The following is a 16,246-nucleotide window of genomic DNA, read 5'->3' as shown; positions in this document are numbered from 1 at the left end:
AATTGTGTATATCCCAAACTGTAGTTAGCTATATTTCTACTTGTTCAAAATGTTCAACATTAGGGAATGGCTCATAAAAATGGTGTAGAAGCTTTTTCCAATCTTGGTACTTGGTAGAGCTTCTAAATCCAATAGTATGAGATTCTAAATTTTCCCATTTAACAAGTAATAAATATTTTCCTGGAACTTCTATACATTTATAGAGTTCATGAGATAAATATCCATTACTAGATGAAATAAAACTAGAAGCTTTTTTGAAAGCAGCTTCAAAATCGGATTCTAAACCCAATTTAACGTGAAGCATTGCTGCCTCAAGAATCATACTATTTTTCCTAATAATTAAGCTAATGTAATTAACTATGGTAAAGCGATCGCTAGCTGGTTATGTTGAAATTGAGAGAAGAGATTAGCCTCTAATACTTAACCAATTTTCAGCAAACCCCAATTAAACCAATTGGACTAAACTGTAATTAGCTAGAATCCTTGTAAAACGGAGAGGGGGGGATTCGAACCCCCGTTGAGTTGCCCCAAAACGCATTTCGAGTGCGTCCACTTAATAAGCTGAAAACCTTGTCTTATATAAATTTTAGAGTTTAGCAAAATAATATTTGCGTTAACTTCAACCAATTATTCAACCAATTAGTATACAATGCTACTAGTTCAACCATCTCAAAAGAGGTTATATGGTAGTGTCAAAGAGCGATTTTAAGCATTTAAGCGTTATGACCATGAAAACAAAGTATGGTGATATGTATCAGCTACGCTTAAGCAGTGCATTAGGTAGAAAAACTATTGGGTTGGGTGGTGACAGAATACAAGCACTGAATCTTGCTTTGTTGGTAGATGATGAAATAACACGGCTAATCGCGTTAGGAGAACCAATAGAACTAGATTCACTTAAAGAAATGGTAAGGAGTGAACAAGAAAAACTTAAGGCTAAAAAAACGGGTGGTATCAGATTAGTAGAAAAAAATGATTTGATTGTTTTGTGGGATAACTACGTCAAATTTCACACAGCATTGGGTGTATGGACTGAAACATATATTACTAGTCATATTGCTTTAATACGTCGATTATTAGACTCTTGCCCTTATCACAAATTAGAAGACAAACAAAGCTTGATAGAATGGTTATTTAATGACACTAATAGAACAAAAAAAACTAGTAAATCTCGATTAATGTTGATAGTAGCGGCTATTGACTGGAATAGCAAACAAGGTAATATTCCTAGAAAATGGGGAATAGAGTATCGTGATGCACTTGAAAGTATTAGTTTCAAAACTGAAAAAAAAAGCAGTTTAATCAATGAAGAAAATGATATTGACATTTTCTCGCTTAAGGAAGTCTATCAAATTATAGAAGCGTTAAAAAAAGAGACACATTCTCGATTTGAAGGAAGACATTATCAGTATTATAAGTATGTTTATTTCTGTTGGTTAACTGGTTGCCGTCCATCTGAAGCAATAGCTTTGAAATGGGAGAATGTTGACTTAGCTAAAAAACGGATAAAATTTTGTGAAGCAGAAATGAATAGAGGAGGATTGATAATTAAGAAGCAAGGTACTAAAACAGTATCTCACCGTTATTTCCCGATTAATCCTGAGTTAATGGAATTATTAACAACCATCCCACACAAAAAAGGATATGTATTCAGAAATATCCAAGGCAACCCAATTAACCATAATGTGTTTTATGGTGTGTGGAAAAACTTGTTAGACGTAATGGGAATTAAATATCGTGTTCCCTATCAGTTAAGACATACAATGATTAGTTATCATGCAAACAATGATTATCCAATTCATAAATTAGCTGAATTGGTTGGGAATAGTGAACAAATTATTAAAGAACATTATTTAAGGTTAGATATTGAAAGAATAAGTTTACCAGATGTAATTAAAAATTACTGAAATAATAGCAATAATCAATTAATAAGCTATTGTAATAAATAGACAAGTAAATAATTAATACTCGGCACTAACAGAAATACCTCTAGAACTTATATCTAGAGGTATTTTTATTTATTAGATAAGTCATTGGATGATTCATTCAATAACTCAGCAATACAAACAGACTCTTTACTTGTCTATCTCAAAACTTAGTTTAAGTAATACTTAAACTCAATTAGAACATTGCTATCTTATGCTGTCATCTAAAAACTGACAGTAAAACTGACAGTAATACTGACAGTTTTTCACAGCACATAAAAAGCATCTCTTAGTGTTCTCAAAATTTGTCTAACAAGTTGTCCAACAAGTTATCTAACAACTTAGCAACATAGACAAATAAAGGAATACAGGCAATAAAAAAGCATCCCCTAAAGGATGCCGTAAACAAAATGGTGATTAAACTACTCTCCTAGTAAGTCCATGACCTGCTCTAGCAGCAATTTAGCCTTGTACAGGTTCAGTAAGCTCTCCTGCTCCCACCTCTCAGGTGATTTCATTCTCCTACCTTCTAACGAGATTTTTATCAGCGCTGACTGTTCGTCAGTAGGCGTACCCATACGGTCTAATGCAGCGCCAATATTCTGAAAGTCCTCAAAAGGCAAGCGTTTTAACCCCCTACCTTCTTGTAACTGGTTAAGCGCGATCGCAGGGAAAGCCATTAGAGATGTAATCCAACTAACCTTATAACCAGCGTTCCCAGTCGGTCTAAGTCCATACCTACGACACAAATCACGTAACTCTGGAATTGTTTTGATTTCCAGTTCCGAACGTGTAAACATAGAATTGCCCTTTTTAAAAGTGGTATCGGTAGGTAACAAGTTTCTCAGACAGATTGCCTACCGATTCATCACTCTATTCGATTGGTTCCCATCGATTCAATCTATATTTACCTTTCTACATAAATGCCGAATCCAAGAGGAACGCCTGAAAATTTAGAACCGGGAAAAAGAAAAGGTGAAGAACCGCTAACAGAGAGAATGAATATACGCATGACCAAAGCCATGAAGGAAGCGGTCAAAGCGCAAGATGACCCTCCTGAATTTTGCAGAGAAGCCATCCAAGAGAAGCTAGACAAGCTTAACCAGTCGGATGATGGGTAACAATGACTCGACCCTTAAAGCCTGCGCTTAATATTCTGTTTTCAATAACGTAGCCTGAATGGAGTCATAAGCTAAGATACAAAATCTATTCAAAACAGCAAATTCTCTTTTTAAACCTACGACTCAGGACTTTTTTCACCAACCATAAATAAAAACTTTTTCCCGAATTGGCTAATGTATATGTTTTCGCTATTCATGTCCGAGTATCTTGGTTTTCCTTGTAGGTTATTTACATCACATAATCCTCTTTCTACTAAATTAGATAAACTATCTCTTACCATTTCTTCTGTAGGATTCTCTATTTTCCTTTGTTGTAACGCTACTTCAATTTCAGAATTCCTCAATCGATTTCCTTCTTTGCGAAAATCAGATATAAATTTCAAAACGTTAGCGTCTATACCATCTAAAAGCCTTAGTGTCTCTATATATATAGGGTGAATTGAATATCCTAATATTGCTGACTCTAATAAATTAATCCATTGTTGTCTAATTACTTCATTTTTATTTCCTATAAGTATATTCTCTAATATTGGCTGCAAGGTTTCATCTTCAATATCTTCTATTTTTTCTATTAATTTTTCAGGTTTTATATCTTTAATATTTGGTTTATTAAGAATTATTTTTAACGTTTCAACTAAATGAGCAGCTTTCTTTCTTGTTAAATTGGAAATCTGGATTATTTCTTTTTCAAAAAGTGCTTTGATTAAAATTCCTATTCCTGCTTTATCAGCATTACCTAAAATTTCAGTAATTATTGGTGTTATATCCATATTTCTATTTTATTTTTGACTTATAGATGATTTCCATAAAAATCTTACCCTATTTACGACAAAGACTGCTAATACAGGGTTTGCAAATGCACAAAATATGTCTCTAGTAGAAAAGTTTTTTCTAACACCTTAAGGTTGTAGAAATAATTTTTTTAATACTGACTAAAAAATATCCGAAAGGTTTAACCCTTCTGGCGAAAGAAACTTAGTAAAAACCATACGGTTTCCGCAAGCATAAAGCCATAAGAATAGTAAAGCTTTTAAAACAAATAATTGAATATTAGCTAATGTGTATTATACATATTACTGTATTATACAGTAGCGCTGTACCTGAAGTGTATTAATACGTATTACTGTACAATACAGTTACATTGCTTCTGCAAGTGTATTAACTGTGTGTAATACGGTACAATACACTTAGGGAATTAGGAAAACGTCAAATGTCAAGTAAAGGAATAGCTACAAGAGAAAAAGTATTTGCTGCTGCTGATGAATTATTTGCTAAAGGAATACTGGTTACTCAAGAAAAGATTAGAAAGGAGATAGGGGGCGGTTCGCATTCCACTATTGGCAAATATATTAGGGAATGGAAAGCGCAAGAAGATGATGATATTCCAGTAAAATCCTATCCCATGCCGGACAAGATAAAAAAAATGTATGAGGAGATGAATGAAGCACACTGGAATACTTTTTGTAGCAAATATGAATTGATAACTGATGATGAAAAAATTGCTGAATTAGAACAAGAAAATGAAACACTTCGAGAAAAGCTAGAGATAGCAAGACAAGATTCTATCCGTTTAGAACAATTAGAAAAAATTAGAAAAGAGGAGAATGAACGGTATGAAAAACTAGTACGGCAACAAAGAGAGGATGCTGTGGAAATACAACATTTGAAAAATCATATTGATAGTTTAATTTCACCTTAATCTCATAATTCAGTTAGGAATAGTAAATGAAAACTCAAACGTTAACACCTGAACAAGTTAAAGAATTGAGAAAAATTAAGCAACGATTAGTTGAATTAGAACAAAGCGGTGAGCAAAGAATTGCAACATTAGAAAGTATGGTGGAGAGCAATAACTTATACTACAAATAGTCCGAGTGTAAATATTGATTCGTAACCCTATTTTTATTAGATAGGGTTTTTATTTATTATTAAAATTATCAATTAATTAGAAGTGATTAATCTTGATGTAATTAATAATGATACTAAAATAAATATCTCTGCAAATCATATTTATGTTTATTTTTTCTTGACATTACCCTTAATAGCTTGGTCTAGCCAGAATTCAGAGGCGAGACTGATAGGGATGATTTTAATCTCGTTTCCACCTCCCCTACCAGAAAAGGTTTTTTCTCTCTCTATTTTTGTGACTCCTATAACTTGTTCCTGACAAGAGTTTGAGCTATTTAAACCCTCAATTTTGTGACTCGTATAATCCTTGTACAGACTACCTTCTAACCACTTCTCTTTCAAAAAACGTGACATCAAAAACTTATGTACATTGATTGCTTTGCCACACTGGGCTTGACTCATCACGTATTCCCCATCTGGTAGCTGAAACACTTCTACCTCAATTCCAGCTTTTTTTATTCCCTTTATCTGTCTATGTTGTAATTTAGTTGGACTAATAGTTGGACTATTAGTTGGACTAAATTTGAGAACACTAAGAGATGAAAGGATATAGTCTTGTTATTTGTCTATGCTGCTAAGTTATTAGATTAGTTATCCAATAAGATATTCAATAACTAGAGATGACACTAAGAGATGAAAAGATTTGTATTTAGCTATAAGTAAATATTATTTAAACGGTAGGAATTTATTAGTTCAACCAATTCAACCAATTGTTCAACCAATTCAACCAATGGAACTAGACTGTAATTAGCTAAAACCCTTGTAAAACGGAGAGGGTGGGATTTGAACCCACGAACTCGTTGCCGAGTTAACGCATTTCGAGTGCGTCGCATTCAACCACTCTGCCACCTCTCCAGCTATTTATTCACAAATTTGAGTACCCATTAAGCATTCAAACTAAGTGAATTTAAGGAATTGCAGTATCTGACGGCAAGTTACGTTAGATTTAAGCATTCCCAGGCCATGATAACAGATACTTGAAGCGATAGCCTGAAACTAAGCTAACAAAGTAATTTTCGCACTTAGGATATCGTCAAGTTTTATGAAAAACCATTACCAATTATAGACAACATCCACCTCACGCTCAGTACAGATAAAATGGCGATCGCAGATGCTAGCCAGAGAGAATAGTTAGAATGCTGGTATGGTAAGAACCGAAATTTACTTGGAGTAATTATTGGAGTACTACTGCTAGGAATTTTGGTGTAAAGATGGTATGGTCAGACTTTAGTATAGCGATAGTACTTTTGTTCTTATCAAAAAAGCTTGCTAATTTACTTTTTTGATTAACAAAAATCATAAATTAGTACATTCGTGGTACTCAAGACTAAAATAAAAGCTAAAAACGTTGAGTTTACGTTGTTATCATGATACCTATCGTTATTGAACAATCGGGTCGAGGCGAACGCGCTTTTGATATTTACTCACGACTGTTACGCGAGCGCATTATCTTCTTAGGTCAACAGATTGATAGCAACTTAGCTAACTTAATTGTTGCCCAACTACTGTTCTTGGATGCTGAAGACTCGGAGAAAGACATTTATATGTACATCAATTCTCCTGGTGGTTCGGTGACGGCTGGTATGGGGATTTTTGACACAATGAAGCACATTCGTCCAGATGTCTGTACAATTTGTACGGGGCTGGCGGCAAGTATGGGTGCTTTTCTACTCAGCGCTGGCACTAAGGGTAAGCGGATGAGTTTACCTCATTCTCGAATTATGATTCACCAACCTCTTGGTGGCGCGCAAGGACAAGCTACTGATATTGAAATTCAGGCGCGGGAAATTCTGTACCACAAGCGGCGGTTAAATGAGTATTTAGCAGATCACACTGGTCAGCCAATTGAACGCATTGCTGAAGATACCGAACGCGACTTCTTCATGTCGCCAGAGGAAGCTAGAGATTATGGCTTAATTGACCAAGTGATTGACCGTCACTCTGCTGGTAGCCGTCCTGCGGTTGCTGTTGTTAATTAATAGATAGTTGTCAGTGGTCAGTTGTCAGTTGTTAGTTGCTGCTGACTACTGACTTTTAATTTATCAAAACTCTGTTACTGGGTCTGGCTGAGATTCGAGATATTTTAAGAAATCTAGCAATTCTTCTTCTGTTATTAAAATACGCGATCGCTTGCCGTAAGCTTTAATTAAATATCCTCGTCCCCACTCTGTTGTCAAACCTAAACGCTCCATTTCAGCATCGGTTTTAGCCAGTATTTGAGAAAAATCTATAGGTTCCATAGCTGTCTCAATGTTTCAATAGTCCATGTCATTTGTCATTAACCTTCACAAATGACAAATGACAACTGACTATTAACTAATTAAAATCCTGCTACTGGATCTGGTTGAGATTCTAGATATCTCAAGAAATCTAGCAATTCTTCTTCACTTAGCAAAGAGCGCCCTAACTTTCCATAGGTTTTTTTGAGATGTTCTTTTCCCTGGTCTTTTGTCCAGCCTAAGCGCTCGATTTGGACATCTGTTTTTGCAAGTATATCGGATAAATTTACTGGTTCAGCTTTCTTCTTTTTCTTGCTAGCTGCTGTCAAATTACTCACATTCTCTGAAGAATTATAACTACGGGGTGTAAACGGTGTGACGTTACTGGCAACAGAACTGGGAAAAAGTGGAGTTTCTAACTGGTTGTCAGCCATCATATCAAAGTTTTCGGCTGGGGGATCGAATTCTAGGTCGCGATCGCTAGTTAAGGAAAAACTTTGATTTAAATCTTGATTGTAGGTATCATTTTTACTAGCGCTTCGTGTGTTACTTGTTACTACATCTGATTTAATATTCTGTTCCTTGACAGGTGGTATGGATATTTCTTGACTCCCGACCTCTGACTCTGACCACTGACCCTTCAAGTGATGCTCGTTCCTCGCTAACGCAGTCGCCCCTTCGGGGTTCGCCAGTCCTTCATCGTGACGGAGACCGCCAATACGAGGGCTAGACTCACCGCGCTGACTCACCTGGGTCGGGAAACCCTCCCGCAGCGCTGTCTCACTACTGCCAAAATCTCTATCTGTTGCAGAGGAATAAGTATTATTTATTCCTACTGTTGTTTTCAAATCAGAATTTGATTGTACTTGCGGCGATACAGTTTTTGGGGAAGATTCTACAGTCGCCTGTGGCGAACTAGTTATACCCAAAACCATCAGCGCCCTTGTTCTGGCTTGGTCTTCTGCCACTTCTACGGTTTCTGCTGCTGCCATACCAGTAGCACGGGTTACACCTTCAATTTGTACGCTTGCCCGAACAATATATTTTCCTTGAAAAATCTGTACTAATTCCGAAATTAGATTGCCGTTGGGATACAAGCTCTGAAATTGAGCCAACATAATACTGCCACCAATGTTAAGTCTGCTGAATAAGGGGGTTGATGCTACCTGTGTCCCAGTTATCTAATCGCCCCTCGTTGATATTTTCTCTTAATCCAAGTTACTAAAAAACTTTGCTAAATTTGAAGCCGTAATAGAGATAAGCTAAAGCGCATTTAACTTTCAGAAATACTTATAGTAGTTGTTGACCGCCGACTGTTGACACTCAACAGTCAACTTTGGTCAATGTGCAATTTAAAAGCGTAACAGCTTAGAGAGGTATTTTAATTCTACGTCTACAACTCTTCTATGGACAGAACAAGACCAAATTTTGGGAGTTTAACTCAAAGCGATCGCTCAAGATTTAAAATTGGCTACATAGGCAAAGGCAAAAATTTCTGATGATCGCATCGCTGCGTTTATGCTATTAGTGTGTCGATTCTGTGTCCCAATTGCAGTAACAGCAATTATTTGAGCCAATTTTTGGCTACTGTTGATTTCTGCTAAGTGGTTTTGCCTTCAATGCTATACTAATTACCCAATTCTATATCCGGAACTATTTCCTGGAAGTGCGCTCTAAATCTACAATAATGGAGATAAGGTTCGCCCTCACTGCTTGTTAAGCTGCTTAACCAATTGTTACCGATTCTACATGTGGGAAAATTGGATTTATTGGCGGTTTCTCCTTGTTAAAAATCAGAGTCTAATGGCGTAAGAGTACCTTTAAGCCAGACAATCAAACACCTGTGGTTTTCCCTGATAACGCTTTTGGGTCGCTTGGAGAGTTACAACAACCAGCCTCTCAAAAACCCGTTGCGTAATGACCAAGTAGGGTAATGCCATCAGGCAGACTTTATGAGTTTGGTTAGGTGAAGAGACTTTAACGCAAGCGAACTCTGAAATTTTCGTGCAATGAGAAGTTCTAGGGTTGCCTTCCTTCCCTAGAATTCAGAACCTTTCGTTTCCAGCTAGTGCAAGAAGGGGAAGTGGGGAGATGAGGAGGATGAGGGAGATGAGGGAGAAATAATAACTGACAACTAACTCTTGTAGAGACGCGATTAATCGCGTCTCTACGACAACTAACTCAGCACTCAGCACTGATGATGCACTAGTGTCTGTAAGCCACACAAGGGAATACAGGAAAGAACCAGATTAAACCATAAATGATGTTTTGACCAAAGGTCGGTTCACTGCATGGAATTTTCAATCGCTACACTCCTTGCCAATTTCACTGATGATAAATTGGTAGCTCGTAAAGTTTTGGAAAAGAAACTTGGTTGTGAGGACGAAGCCAGTTTACAAAAACTTCACATTACCTTGGAAGTACTAGAAAAAATTGGCATTTTGGTGAAAGAACGCGGCAAGTATCGCCGGGTGACAGAAGAAGGAACAATCGAGGCAAAACTGCGTTGTTCTAGCAAAGGCTTTTGCTTTGCCATTCAAGATGTCGAAGGAGCCGAAGATATATATATTCGGGAAAGCCATCTTAGTAATGCCTGGAATGGCGATCGCGTTTTAGTAAGAGTTCTCAAAGAAGGTAGTCGCCGCCGTTCTCCAGAAGGAGAAGTTAAGCTGATTTTAGAACGTTCTAATCACACTTTACTGGCACGGATTAAACAAGTAGAAGGCGGTTTTCGAGCAGTACCTCTGGACGATCGATTGCTGTTTGAATTAAAAATCCAAACAAACGGCATGAAATTGGAAGAAGCACTCGACCACCTGGCCCATGTAGAAGTCCTGCGTTACCCCCTAGCACAATACCCTCCTTTGGGTAGAGTAGTGCAAATCCTTGGTAGCGATGCCGAAGCCGCTGCTGATATCGATTTGGTTACATGTAAGCATGACTTATCCCGTAATTTCCCGGAAGGAGTGCAAGAAGCAGCAGCCCGGTTGCCTAAAAGACTGCTAAAAGCAGACCTCAAGAATAAACTGGATTTACGTAAATTATTTACATTTGCGATCGCTGGTAACAATGGTGATGCCAAAACGATAGAAAATGCTTTGAGCCTAGAAAAAACCGTCACCGGAAATTGGCTTTTGGGCTTTCACGTTGCCGATGTTTCTCACTACGTACAACCTGACGAATCTTTAGATAGAGAAGCACTGAGGCGGGGTAGGTCGGTGTATCTAGGAGAACTAGTGCTGCCGATGTTACCAGATACTGTAGCAGAACGCTGTTCTTTAGTGCCTGGAAGCGATCGCTTGGCTATCTCCTTTTTGATTACAATCGATCCCGATTCGGGACAAGTATTAGATTGGGAAATTCAACCCAGCGTTATCAACGTCAAAACTGCGATCGACAGACAAGATGCAGAAGCAATTCTTTTAGACAAATCTTCGGGAGCATCCCCAGAAGTCGTCGAGCTGTTGCAAGAATTAGATAAATTGCACAAAGCAGTCAAACAGGTACGATTAGCTCGCGGTAGCTTGCAGTTAAATCTGCCTTCTAGCCAAAACCCCTACCATGATGAGGGAATTTTAGGCGCTGTGGTTGTCAATGACTTGCCTGTGCGATCGCTTTTAACAGAGTTAGTGTTGCTAGTCAATGAACTGATGGCAAATCACCTGAGTGCTTTAGGTGTTCCCGCTATTTGGCGAGTTCAAGGCACACCCGATCCTGAAGATGTTCAAGAAATGCTGAAATTGGCGATCAATTTAGGCGTAGAACTGTCATTAGAGCCAGAAGTCGATATTCAACCACTAGATTATCAACATTTAACAAGAGCTTTTGCGGAATCGCCATCAGAGCAAGTTTTAACTTATTTGTTACAGGATACGCTCAAGCCAGCAGCCTACAGCACCACTAAAGGACTGCACTTTGGTTTAGCACTACAGCAATATACTCACTGTAGTTCTCCCTTGCGGCGCTATCCAGATTTGCTCATGCAAAGAGTGTACTATCAACTACTAGAACACGGACGCGATCGCCGCAACACCCGTGTCAAAGAACGAGTTAACCTGCGTCACTCCTCCAGCCACGGGGAAATTAACTGGAATGTTTTACCCCCAGAATTGCAACAAGAATTACAAAGCGATTTGACTAGGGTAATTATCCAGATTAACGACCGAGAAAAAGAAGTTCAAGAAGCCGAAGCCGACTTAGCCGGATTGCAAAAAGCCCAGCTGATGAAACAGCGCATCGGTCAAGTATTTCAGGGCGTAATTACTGGCGTGCAATCCTACGGCTTTTTTGTTGAAATTGAAGTACCAGCAGCAGAGGCGAAAGTCGGTAGCAATCCAGGTATACCTTTACGAGTAGAAGGATTAGTACATGTCAGTTCGCTCAAAGATGATTGGTATGAGTATCGTGCTAGACAACAAGCACTGTTTGGCCGCAAAAATCGTGCTTCTTATAGACTAGGCGATCGCGTAGCCGTACAAGTTAAAAGCGTCGATTACTATCGCCAGCAAATTGATTTAGTCACCGTCGGTAGTGATGGCGTACCCAAAGGATTGGGTATTGGCGATGTCAATGGCGATATATCTGATATTTACCTACCAAACGATATGGAACCTGATGATTTAGATGCTTATGGTGATGATGAATAGGGGAATGGGGGCTAGGGACTGGCGACTGGGAAATGGAAATTAGCAAGGAACTTAGTTCACAAAAATTAGTTTTTTTTACTAATGCTTAATACCCAATCCCCGATCCCCAATAATCGCGTGTCACATCAAACTAAGCCTCTGATAATCGGCATATCGGGTGCATCTGGTCTAATCTACGCCGTTCGCGCTCTCAAATATTTACTCGCAGCGAATTATGAAATTGAATTAGTTGCTTCTAAATCAACATACATGGTTTGGCAAGCGGAACAGGATACTCGGATGCCAGCAGAACCCGCAGGACAAGAGCAATTCTGGCGAGAGCAAGCTGGAGTAGCTCTTGCAGGTAAACTAAGCTGCCATCCTTGGAATAATGTCGGAGCTAATATCGCTAGTGGTTCCTTTCGGACTTTGGGAATGATTATCATGCCATGCAGTATGAGTACAGTGGCAAAGCTAGCAGTTGGTTTGAGTTCCGACTTACTAGAACGAGCAGCAGATGTCCAAATCAAAGAAGGGCGAAAGTTGGTTATCGTTCCTAGGGAAACACCTTTTAGCTTGATTCACCTGCGTAACTTAACTACTTTGGCAGAAGCAGGAGTCAGAATTGTTCCTGCGATTCCCGCTTGGTATCACAATCCTCAAACCGTTGAAGATTTAGTGGATTTTGTAATTGCCCGTGCTTTAGACCAACTAGATATTGACTGCATTCCAATTCAGCGGTGGCAAGGTCATCGTTAAAGTATGAAGTATGAAGTGTGAAGTATAAAGTAGAAATTATTCATGCTTTATTCTTCATCTTTCATCCTTTATCCTACCTTTAGGGAACGGCAAAGCCGTACATCCTTCCTTATGGCTGTAATTCGCTTAATTCTGTTGGTGGCTGTACTGGGAGGACTAACACTGTTGTTAGTTCAAAATTGGTCGCCTGTCCTACCACTAGTATTTTTGGGTATGCGAACTCAACCACTACCACTAGCAATGTGGATTTTGTTCAGTACTGCCGCAGGAGCTTTGACTTCTGTGCTAATAACTGTCTTGTTTAAATTATCAAATTATTTTGGCAGACAACGCCAAACCCCATTCAGGTCAAGAGCGAGTTCACCTCGTACAGCTAACCGTAGAGTAGAACAGACAAACCCGCCTTACACCCCGCCACCGCCAGCTAGTAAAACAAAGGACGCTGACAGGGAAGAGTTTGACGATTGGGAGACAAACAGCAATGCAGATGATGATTGGAACTTTGATGAAAAGCCCAAACAAGCAGCTAACCCCAATCTTAAAACTGAACCGTTTCGAGATTCTCAAACCTACGAACGTCAACAAGAACCTCAAAGCAGTTCTCAATCTGGTTCAGTCTACTCTTACAGTTATCGCCAGCCAAAAAATACTGCGGTAGGAAAAACGGAATCTGTTTACGATGCTGATTACCGAGTAATTATCCCACCTTATCAACCACCGACTAATAATCAAACCGATAATGCTGATGATGATGATTGGTCATTTTTCGAGGACGACGATGAGGGTGAAAACAAGCCCTCACGTCGTTAAGAGATAGGGTATTACGTATCTACTTAATCCCACATTGCTCGCGAGATTGTTGCTTGACTTTACCGTTCATGGCGGCTTCCTGCAAAGTCATGAAAGCATTAAAATCTTCTAGGTCATATCTAGTAGTCAATAGCTGTCGTAGTTGGTTTTCTGCTTCAACCGTTAAATAGCCAGTTGTTAAAGCTTGTCGCACAACGTCACGAATTCGAGTCATGGTTGATGCCTCTTACATACCACATTGATTCATTTGAGCGTATTCGGGTGGGTTATGCAGTAGTTTTTGTGCCTAAACCTTCAAATTTGCAAACCTTTTTTGTACAATGTCAGAAGGTCAGTCATTTTTTACACCTTTAGCTGTAATAGCTATTGATTAAAGCCTGCTATAACTAAATTTTAGAAGTTTCATACTGTGCTGTTATAAACATAGTATTATTCACCACTGAAATCGCTCCACCAGAAAGAGTCTTGCTAGTTTGTGTTGACAGAATTTGTTCTCTTAAAGTTTCAAACAAGCTTTATTAAATTTACGTTAAGCCTAAAGATACCTAACCAACAACTGCCAAGTCACCTAACGCAAGTTATTAAATTCGTTATAAATTCATCTTTTATTTATTCAGACTTCATCGAACAATCGTTAGGATATGACCTGGGTTACAATAAATACATAAATAAGATGGCAGCAAATGATTCAAATCAAGTAGAAGAAGAATTTTTAGAAGCTAAAAGTAATTGGGAGTTAGAAAAATTATACGTAGATTTAGCATCAACAAAAGGAAAAGCTCTAACACCTGTAGAAAAAAAATTCCTTAGAGGTTTGCTTTGTGGCTGTAGTCCTGCGGAAATTGCAAGTATAGTTTATCAAAGTCGCAGTAGCAGCACTGTCAGAGTTTATCTATCTAACGGATTATATAAATATATTGAAGAAATGCTGAGTAACCAAGCAGGATACTCAGTTAAAGTCAAAAATTGGAGTCGCGTTACTCATTTATTAGAAAAAGCAGGGTATAAAAAAGTTAGGTTGCAATTACAACCAACAATTAACGTTAGAAAAGCAGCCAAAGAACAAGAAACTGATTTAGTAAAAATTAAATCAATCCAAATCCCAGATTGGGGTGAAGCAATAGATGTTAGTAGGTTCTACGGACGAACGACAGAACTGGCAAAAACTCAACAATGGATTTTGCAAGAGCGCTGTCGGCTGGTAGTACTCTTGGGTATGGGTGGAATTGGAAAAACTGCTTTTTCTGTCAAACTAGCACAAGAAATTCAAGACCAGTTTGAATATGTTATCTGGCGATCGCTACGTCTTGCCCCCTCCTTAGAGGTAATCTTAGATCGATTAATTCAAATTTTATTTCCAAAGATAGATACAAAAATCACACAAACAGTGGATGTGAAGATTTCGCAATTGATAGATTGTTTGCGCTCTTCACGCTGTCTAATTGTTTTAGATAGTTTTGATTCGATTTTAGTTAGTGGTGAAAAAAATGGAAAAATAGAATATCTTACTACATCTACCACTAATCCCAGTAGTAAAAACGATTCTTTCTCCTACCTTTTATCTCCGATTCAATATCGTCAAGGATACGAGATGTATGGGGAGTTGATTAGACGAATTGGAGAGTCACAACATCAAAGTTGTTTAGTTTTAACTAGTCGTGAAAAAACTCCAGAAATGGCCTCTTTAGAAGGAGAAAAGCTATCTGTTCGTTCCTTAAAATTGACTGGCTTAAGTAAGCCAGAAAGTCTTTTAATTATTGAAGATAAAGGCTTTACTAATATTTCCAAAGATACTAATCAATTTTTATTTAATTGGTACGCAGGTAATCCTTTGTTTATTAAATTAATTGCTACCGCCATTCAAGAATTATTTGGTGGTAATATCGACGAGTTTCTGAAACAGGATACTGTGGTTTTTGGAGACATTCGAGCAACTTTAGACGAGCAATTCAATCGCTTGTCTTACCTAGAAAAGCATATGATGTGCTGGCTAGCTGTCAATCAAGATGCAGTCTCAGTACGAAACCTACAAGAAAAAAGCATACCAGGATTATCGCAACGATTATCGCAAAGATTAATCTTAGAGGCTATGGAGTTATTGCAAAGGCGATCGCTGATTGAAAGTCAAGCAAATCGCTTTCTCCTCAGTCCAGTGTTGATGGAATACACAATTGAACGATTAATAGAGAATAATTATAAATTTAGCGAAGATAAAGCAGAAAATTTATTGATGAGCTACACAACTTTTGCAACGCAACTAAAAGATTATATCGAAGAAAGTCACCTCAAAGGAGGAGATTTAGCGTAGAGTAAGTCCAGATAAATTCTAAATTGATAATTTATATTAAAAATTGATAACAATATTTAGCATTTATATCTAATTTGTAAAAATTAAAATATCCAGATCCCCAACTTATTCAATAAGTTGGGGATCTTAGTTTTACTGTTTTCAATATGGAAGGCTACTTACCAGCAGGTTGTGCAATTTTTTGGTGGGTAGTAGCGTTACCATTTTTCATTTTAGGGTTGCGATCGCTGGGCCTTTTGCTGCTTACTGGACATACCCCTCTTCTGTCACTTTCCGGAATAAGCAAGTAGTTCAGGAGCTAAATCATCCAGAAGCATAATAGGGTTTAAATTGATTCATTGCGGCAATTAAATGATTGAATCCCAGTAACAAATGTGAATTAGGGAAAATACTTAACCAAGGATAAATTAACCAAAATAGTAAAAGTGGTTGGATAATGAGACGCAGATTATTTAAAGCATTCTTCCATCCAGATTCATGGTTCCATTGCGGATGGTTAGAAAAATCAACATCACTCAGATCTTGTGCCTCAGTCTCAAGTTGACGAGATTGATTTAAGCCTAATAAGACG

Annotated in this window: 16 protein-coding genes, 1 tRNA gene and 2 pseudogenes; 10 read left to right on the top strand and 9 right to left on the bottom strand. The window is 38.0% G+C overall.

Translation table 11 applies throughout. The annotated features are described in order from the left end of the window. Positions 1 to 28 precede the first annotated feature (28 nt). A complete protein-coding gene (locus I8752_RS34915; RefSeq protein WP_214436720.1) occupies positions 29 to 322 on the bottom strand; it encodes an antibiotic biosynthesis monooxygenase family protein in 294 nt (97 codons plus the stop codon). Positions 323 to 722: 400 nt separating this feature from the next. Here I8752_RS34915 and I8752_RS34910 point away from each other — a divergent pair, with 400 nt between their 5' ends. Beyond that, on the top strand, positions 723 to 1,907 hold the full coding sequence (locus tag I8752_RS34910; RefSeq protein WP_225896106.1) for a site-specific integrase: 1,185 nt from the start codon (positions 723 to 725) through the stop codon (positions 1,905 to 1,907). Between the two features lie 440 nt (positions 1,908 to 2,347). Here I8752_RS34910 and I8752_RS34905 read toward each other — a convergent pair whose 3' ends face one another. After that, the gene (locus I8752_RS34905) at positions 2,348 to 2,725 is read right to left on the bottom strand and encodes a hypothetical protein (protein ID WP_214436718.1); all 378 of its coding nucleotides are present in this window, start codon (positions 2,723 to 2,725) and stop codon (positions 2,348 to 2,350) included. Between the two features lie 123 nt (positions 2,726 to 2,848). Between I8752_RS34905 and I8752_RS34900 the strand changes: the two genes are divergently transcribed. Further along, on the top strand, positions 2,849 to 3,046 hold the full coding sequence (locus I8752_RS34900; RefSeq protein ID WP_214436717.1) for a hypothetical protein: 198 nt from the start codon (positions 2,849 to 2,851) through the stop codon (positions 3,044 to 3,046). 116 nt (positions 3,047 to 3,162) lie between these two features. Here the strand turns inward: I8752_RS34900 and I8752_RS34895 are convergent, their stop codons facing one another. After that, the gene (locus I8752_RS34895) at positions 3,163 to 3,816 is read right to left on the bottom strand and encodes an Abi-alpha family protein (RefSeq protein WP_214436716.1); all 654 of its coding nucleotides are present in this window, start codon (positions 3,814 to 3,816) and stop codon (positions 3,163 to 3,165) included. 440 nt (positions 3,817 to 4,256) lie between these two features. Here I8752_RS34895 and I8752_RS34890 point away from each other — a divergent pair, with 440 nt between their 5' ends. Further along, positions 4,257 to 4,745, top strand: a complete 489-nt coding sequence (locus I8752_RS34890; protein WP_214436715.1) for a DNA-binding protein — start codon at positions 4,257 to 4,259, stop codon at positions 4,743 to 4,745. Between the two features lie 26 nt (positions 4,746 to 4,771). Further along, positions 4,772 to 4,915, top strand: coding sequence for a hypothetical protein (locus I8752_RS34885; protein WP_214436714.1), 144 nt, complete (start codon positions 4,772 to 4,774; stop codon positions 4,913 to 4,915). Between the two features lie 147 nt (positions 4,916 to 5,062). On the opposite strand, the gene I8752_RS34880 is transcribed toward I8752_RS34885, so the two are convergent. Both I8752_RS34880 and I8752_RS34875 read right to left on the bottom strand, forming a co-directional pair. Beyond that, positions 5,063 to 5,386, bottom strand: coding sequence for a hypothetical protein (locus I8752_RS34880; protein ID WP_214436713.1), 324 nt, complete (start codon positions 5,384 to 5,386; stop codon positions 5,063 to 5,065). A gap of 336 nt (positions 5,387 to 5,722) precedes the next feature. Continuing rightward, positions 5,723 to 5,809, bottom strand: a tRNA-Ser gene (locus I8752_RS34875). 512 nt (positions 5,810 to 6,321) lie between these two features. On the opposite strand from I8752_RS34875, the gene clpP reads away from it, so the two are divergent. Then, entirely contained in the window at positions 6,322 to 6,933 is a 612-nt protein-coding gene (gene clpP / locus I8752_RS34870) for an ATP-dependent Clp endopeptidase proteolytic subunit ClpP (protein ID WP_214436712.1), read from the top strand. Between the two features lie 63 nt (positions 6,934 to 6,996). Here clpP and I8752_RS34865 read toward each other — a convergent pair whose 3' ends face one another. Next, a complete protein-coding gene (locus tag I8752_RS34865) occupies positions 6,997 to 7,194 on the bottom strand; it encodes a hypothetical protein (RefSeq protein WP_214436711.1) in 198 nt (65 codons plus the stop codon). Between the two features lie 80 nt (positions 7,195 to 7,274). Then, a complete protein-coding gene (locus I8752_RS34860; protein ID WP_214436710.1) occupies positions 7,275 to 8,291 on the bottom strand; it encodes a hypothetical protein in 1,017 nt (338 codons plus the stop codon). Between the two features lie 1,173 nt (positions 8,292 to 9,464). Here I8752_RS34860 and I8752_RS34855 point away from each other — a divergent pair. The 3 genes from I8752_RS34855 (at position 9,465) to I8752_RS34845 (ending at position 13,367) form a co-directional block, all read left to right on the top strand. Next, positions 9,465 to 11,819 (top strand): ribonuclease R family protein, encoded by a 2,355-nt coding sequence (locus I8752_RS34855; protein ID WP_214436709.1) that lies wholly within the window; start codon positions 9,465 to 9,467, stop codon positions 11,817 to 11,819. A 117-nt stretch (positions 11,820 to 11,936) separates the two neighbouring features. Then, the gene (locus tag I8752_RS34850; RefSeq protein WP_214436745.1) at positions 11,937 to 12,557 is read left to right on the top strand and encodes a flavin prenyltransferase UbiX; all 621 of its coding nucleotides are present in this window, start codon (positions 11,937 to 11,939) and stop codon (positions 12,555 to 12,557) included. Between the two features lie 111 nt (positions 12,558 to 12,668). Then, complete coding sequence (locus tag I8752_RS34845) at positions 12,669 to 13,367, top strand: LapA family protein (RefSeq protein WP_214436744.1); 699 nt, start codon at positions 12,669 to 12,671, stop codon at positions 13,365 to 13,367. Positions 13,368 to 13,386: 19 nt separating this feature from the next. On the opposite strand, the gene I8752_RS34840 is transcribed toward I8752_RS34845, so the two are convergent. Beyond that, positions 13,387 to 13,581 (bottom strand): hypothetical protein, encoded by a 195-nt coding sequence (locus tag I8752_RS34840; RefSeq protein ID WP_214436708.1) that lies wholly within the window; start codon positions 13,579 to 13,581, stop codon positions 13,387 to 13,389. A 459-nt stretch (positions 13,582 to 14,040) separates the two neighbouring features. Here I8752_RS34840 and I8752_RS34835 point away from each other — a divergent pair, with 459 nt between their 5' ends. Together I8752_RS34835 and I8752_RS37850 are read left to right on the top strand one after the other, a co-directional pair. Further along, on the top strand, positions 14,041 to 15,675 hold the full coding sequence (locus I8752_RS34835) for an NB-ARC domain-containing protein (protein WP_214436707.1): 1,635 nt from the start codon (positions 14,041 to 14,043) through the stop codon (positions 15,673 to 15,675). A gap of 143 nt (positions 15,676 to 15,818) precedes the next feature. Further along, positions 15,819 to 15,905 (top strand): annotated as a pseudogene (locus I8752_RS37850) (cobalamin biosynthesis protein CbiM); the annotation flags it as partial. A 73-nt stretch (positions 15,906 to 15,978) separates the two neighbouring features. Here the strand turns inward: I8752_RS37850 and I8752_RS34830 are convergent. Continuing rightward, positions 15,979 to 16,246 (bottom strand): annotated as a pseudogene (locus I8752_RS34830) (IS701 family transposase); the annotation flags it as partial.

Source organism: Dendronalium phyllosphericum CENA369, assembly GCF_016056275.1.
GTDB classification, from domain to species: domain Bacteria; phylum Cyanobacteriota; class Cyanobacteriia; order Cyanobacteriales; family Nostocaceae; genus Dendronalium; species Dendronalium phyllosphericum.
The sequence above is the reverse complement of the archived record's forward strand: the minus strand, read 5'-3'. Positions and strand labels throughout refer to the sequence as shown.

Excerpts from the sequence above, each read along its gene's own strand:
- I8752_RS34915 (WP_214436720.1), bottom strand. The coding sequence starts at position 322 with ATGATTCTTGAGGCAGCAATGCTTCACGTTAAATTGGGTTTAGAATCC.
- I8752_RS34910 (WP_225896106.1), top strand. The coding sequence starts at position 723 with ATGACCATGAAAACAAAGTATGGTGATATGTATCAGCTACGCTTAAGC.
- I8752_RS34905 (WP_214436718.1), bottom strand. The coding sequence starts at position 2,725 with ATGTTTACACGTTCGGAACTGGAAATCAAAACAATTCCAGAGTTACGT.
- I8752_RS34900 (WP_214436717.1), top strand. The coding sequence starts at position 2,849 with ATGCCGAATCCAAGAGGAACGCCTGAAAATTTAGAACCGGGAAAAAGA.
- I8752_RS34895 (WP_214436716.1), bottom strand. The coding sequence starts at position 3,816 with ATGGATATAACACCAATAATTACTGAAATTTTAGGTAATGCTGATAAA.
- I8752_RS34890 (WP_214436715.1), top strand. The coding sequence starts at position 4,257 with ATGTCAAGTAAAGGAATAGCTACAAGAGAAAAAGTATTTGCTGCTGCT.
- I8752_RS34885 (WP_214436714.1), top strand. The coding sequence starts at position 4,772 with ATGAAAACTCAAACGTTAACACCTGAACAAGTTAAAGAATTGAGAAAA.
- clpP (WP_214436712.1), top strand. The coding sequence starts at position 6,322 with ATGATACCTATCGTTATTGAACAATCGGGTCGAGGCGAACGCGCTTTT.
- I8752_RS34865 (WP_214436711.1), bottom strand. The coding sequence starts at position 7,194 with ATGGAACCTATAGATTTTTCTCAAATACTGGCTAAAACCGATGCTGAA.
- I8752_RS34860 (WP_214436710.1), bottom strand. The coding sequence starts at position 8,291 with ATGTTGGCTCAATTTCAGAGCTTGTATCCCAACGGCAATCTAATTTCG.
- I8752_RS34855 (WP_214436709.1), top strand. The coding sequence starts at position 9,465 with ATGGAATTTTCAATCGCTACACTCCTTGCCAATTTCACTGATGATAAA.
- I8752_RS34845 (WP_214436744.1), top strand. The coding sequence starts at position 12,669 with ATGGCTGTAATTCGCTTAATTCTGTTGGTGGCTGTACTGGGAGGACTA.
- I8752_RS34840 (WP_214436708.1), bottom strand. The coding sequence starts at position 13,581 with ATGACTCGAATTCGTGACGTTGTGCGACAAGCTTTAACAACTGGCTAT.
- I8752_RS34835 (WP_214436707.1), top strand. The coding sequence starts at position 14,041 with ATGGCAGCAAATGATTCAAATCAAGTAGAAGAAGAATTTTTAGAAGCT.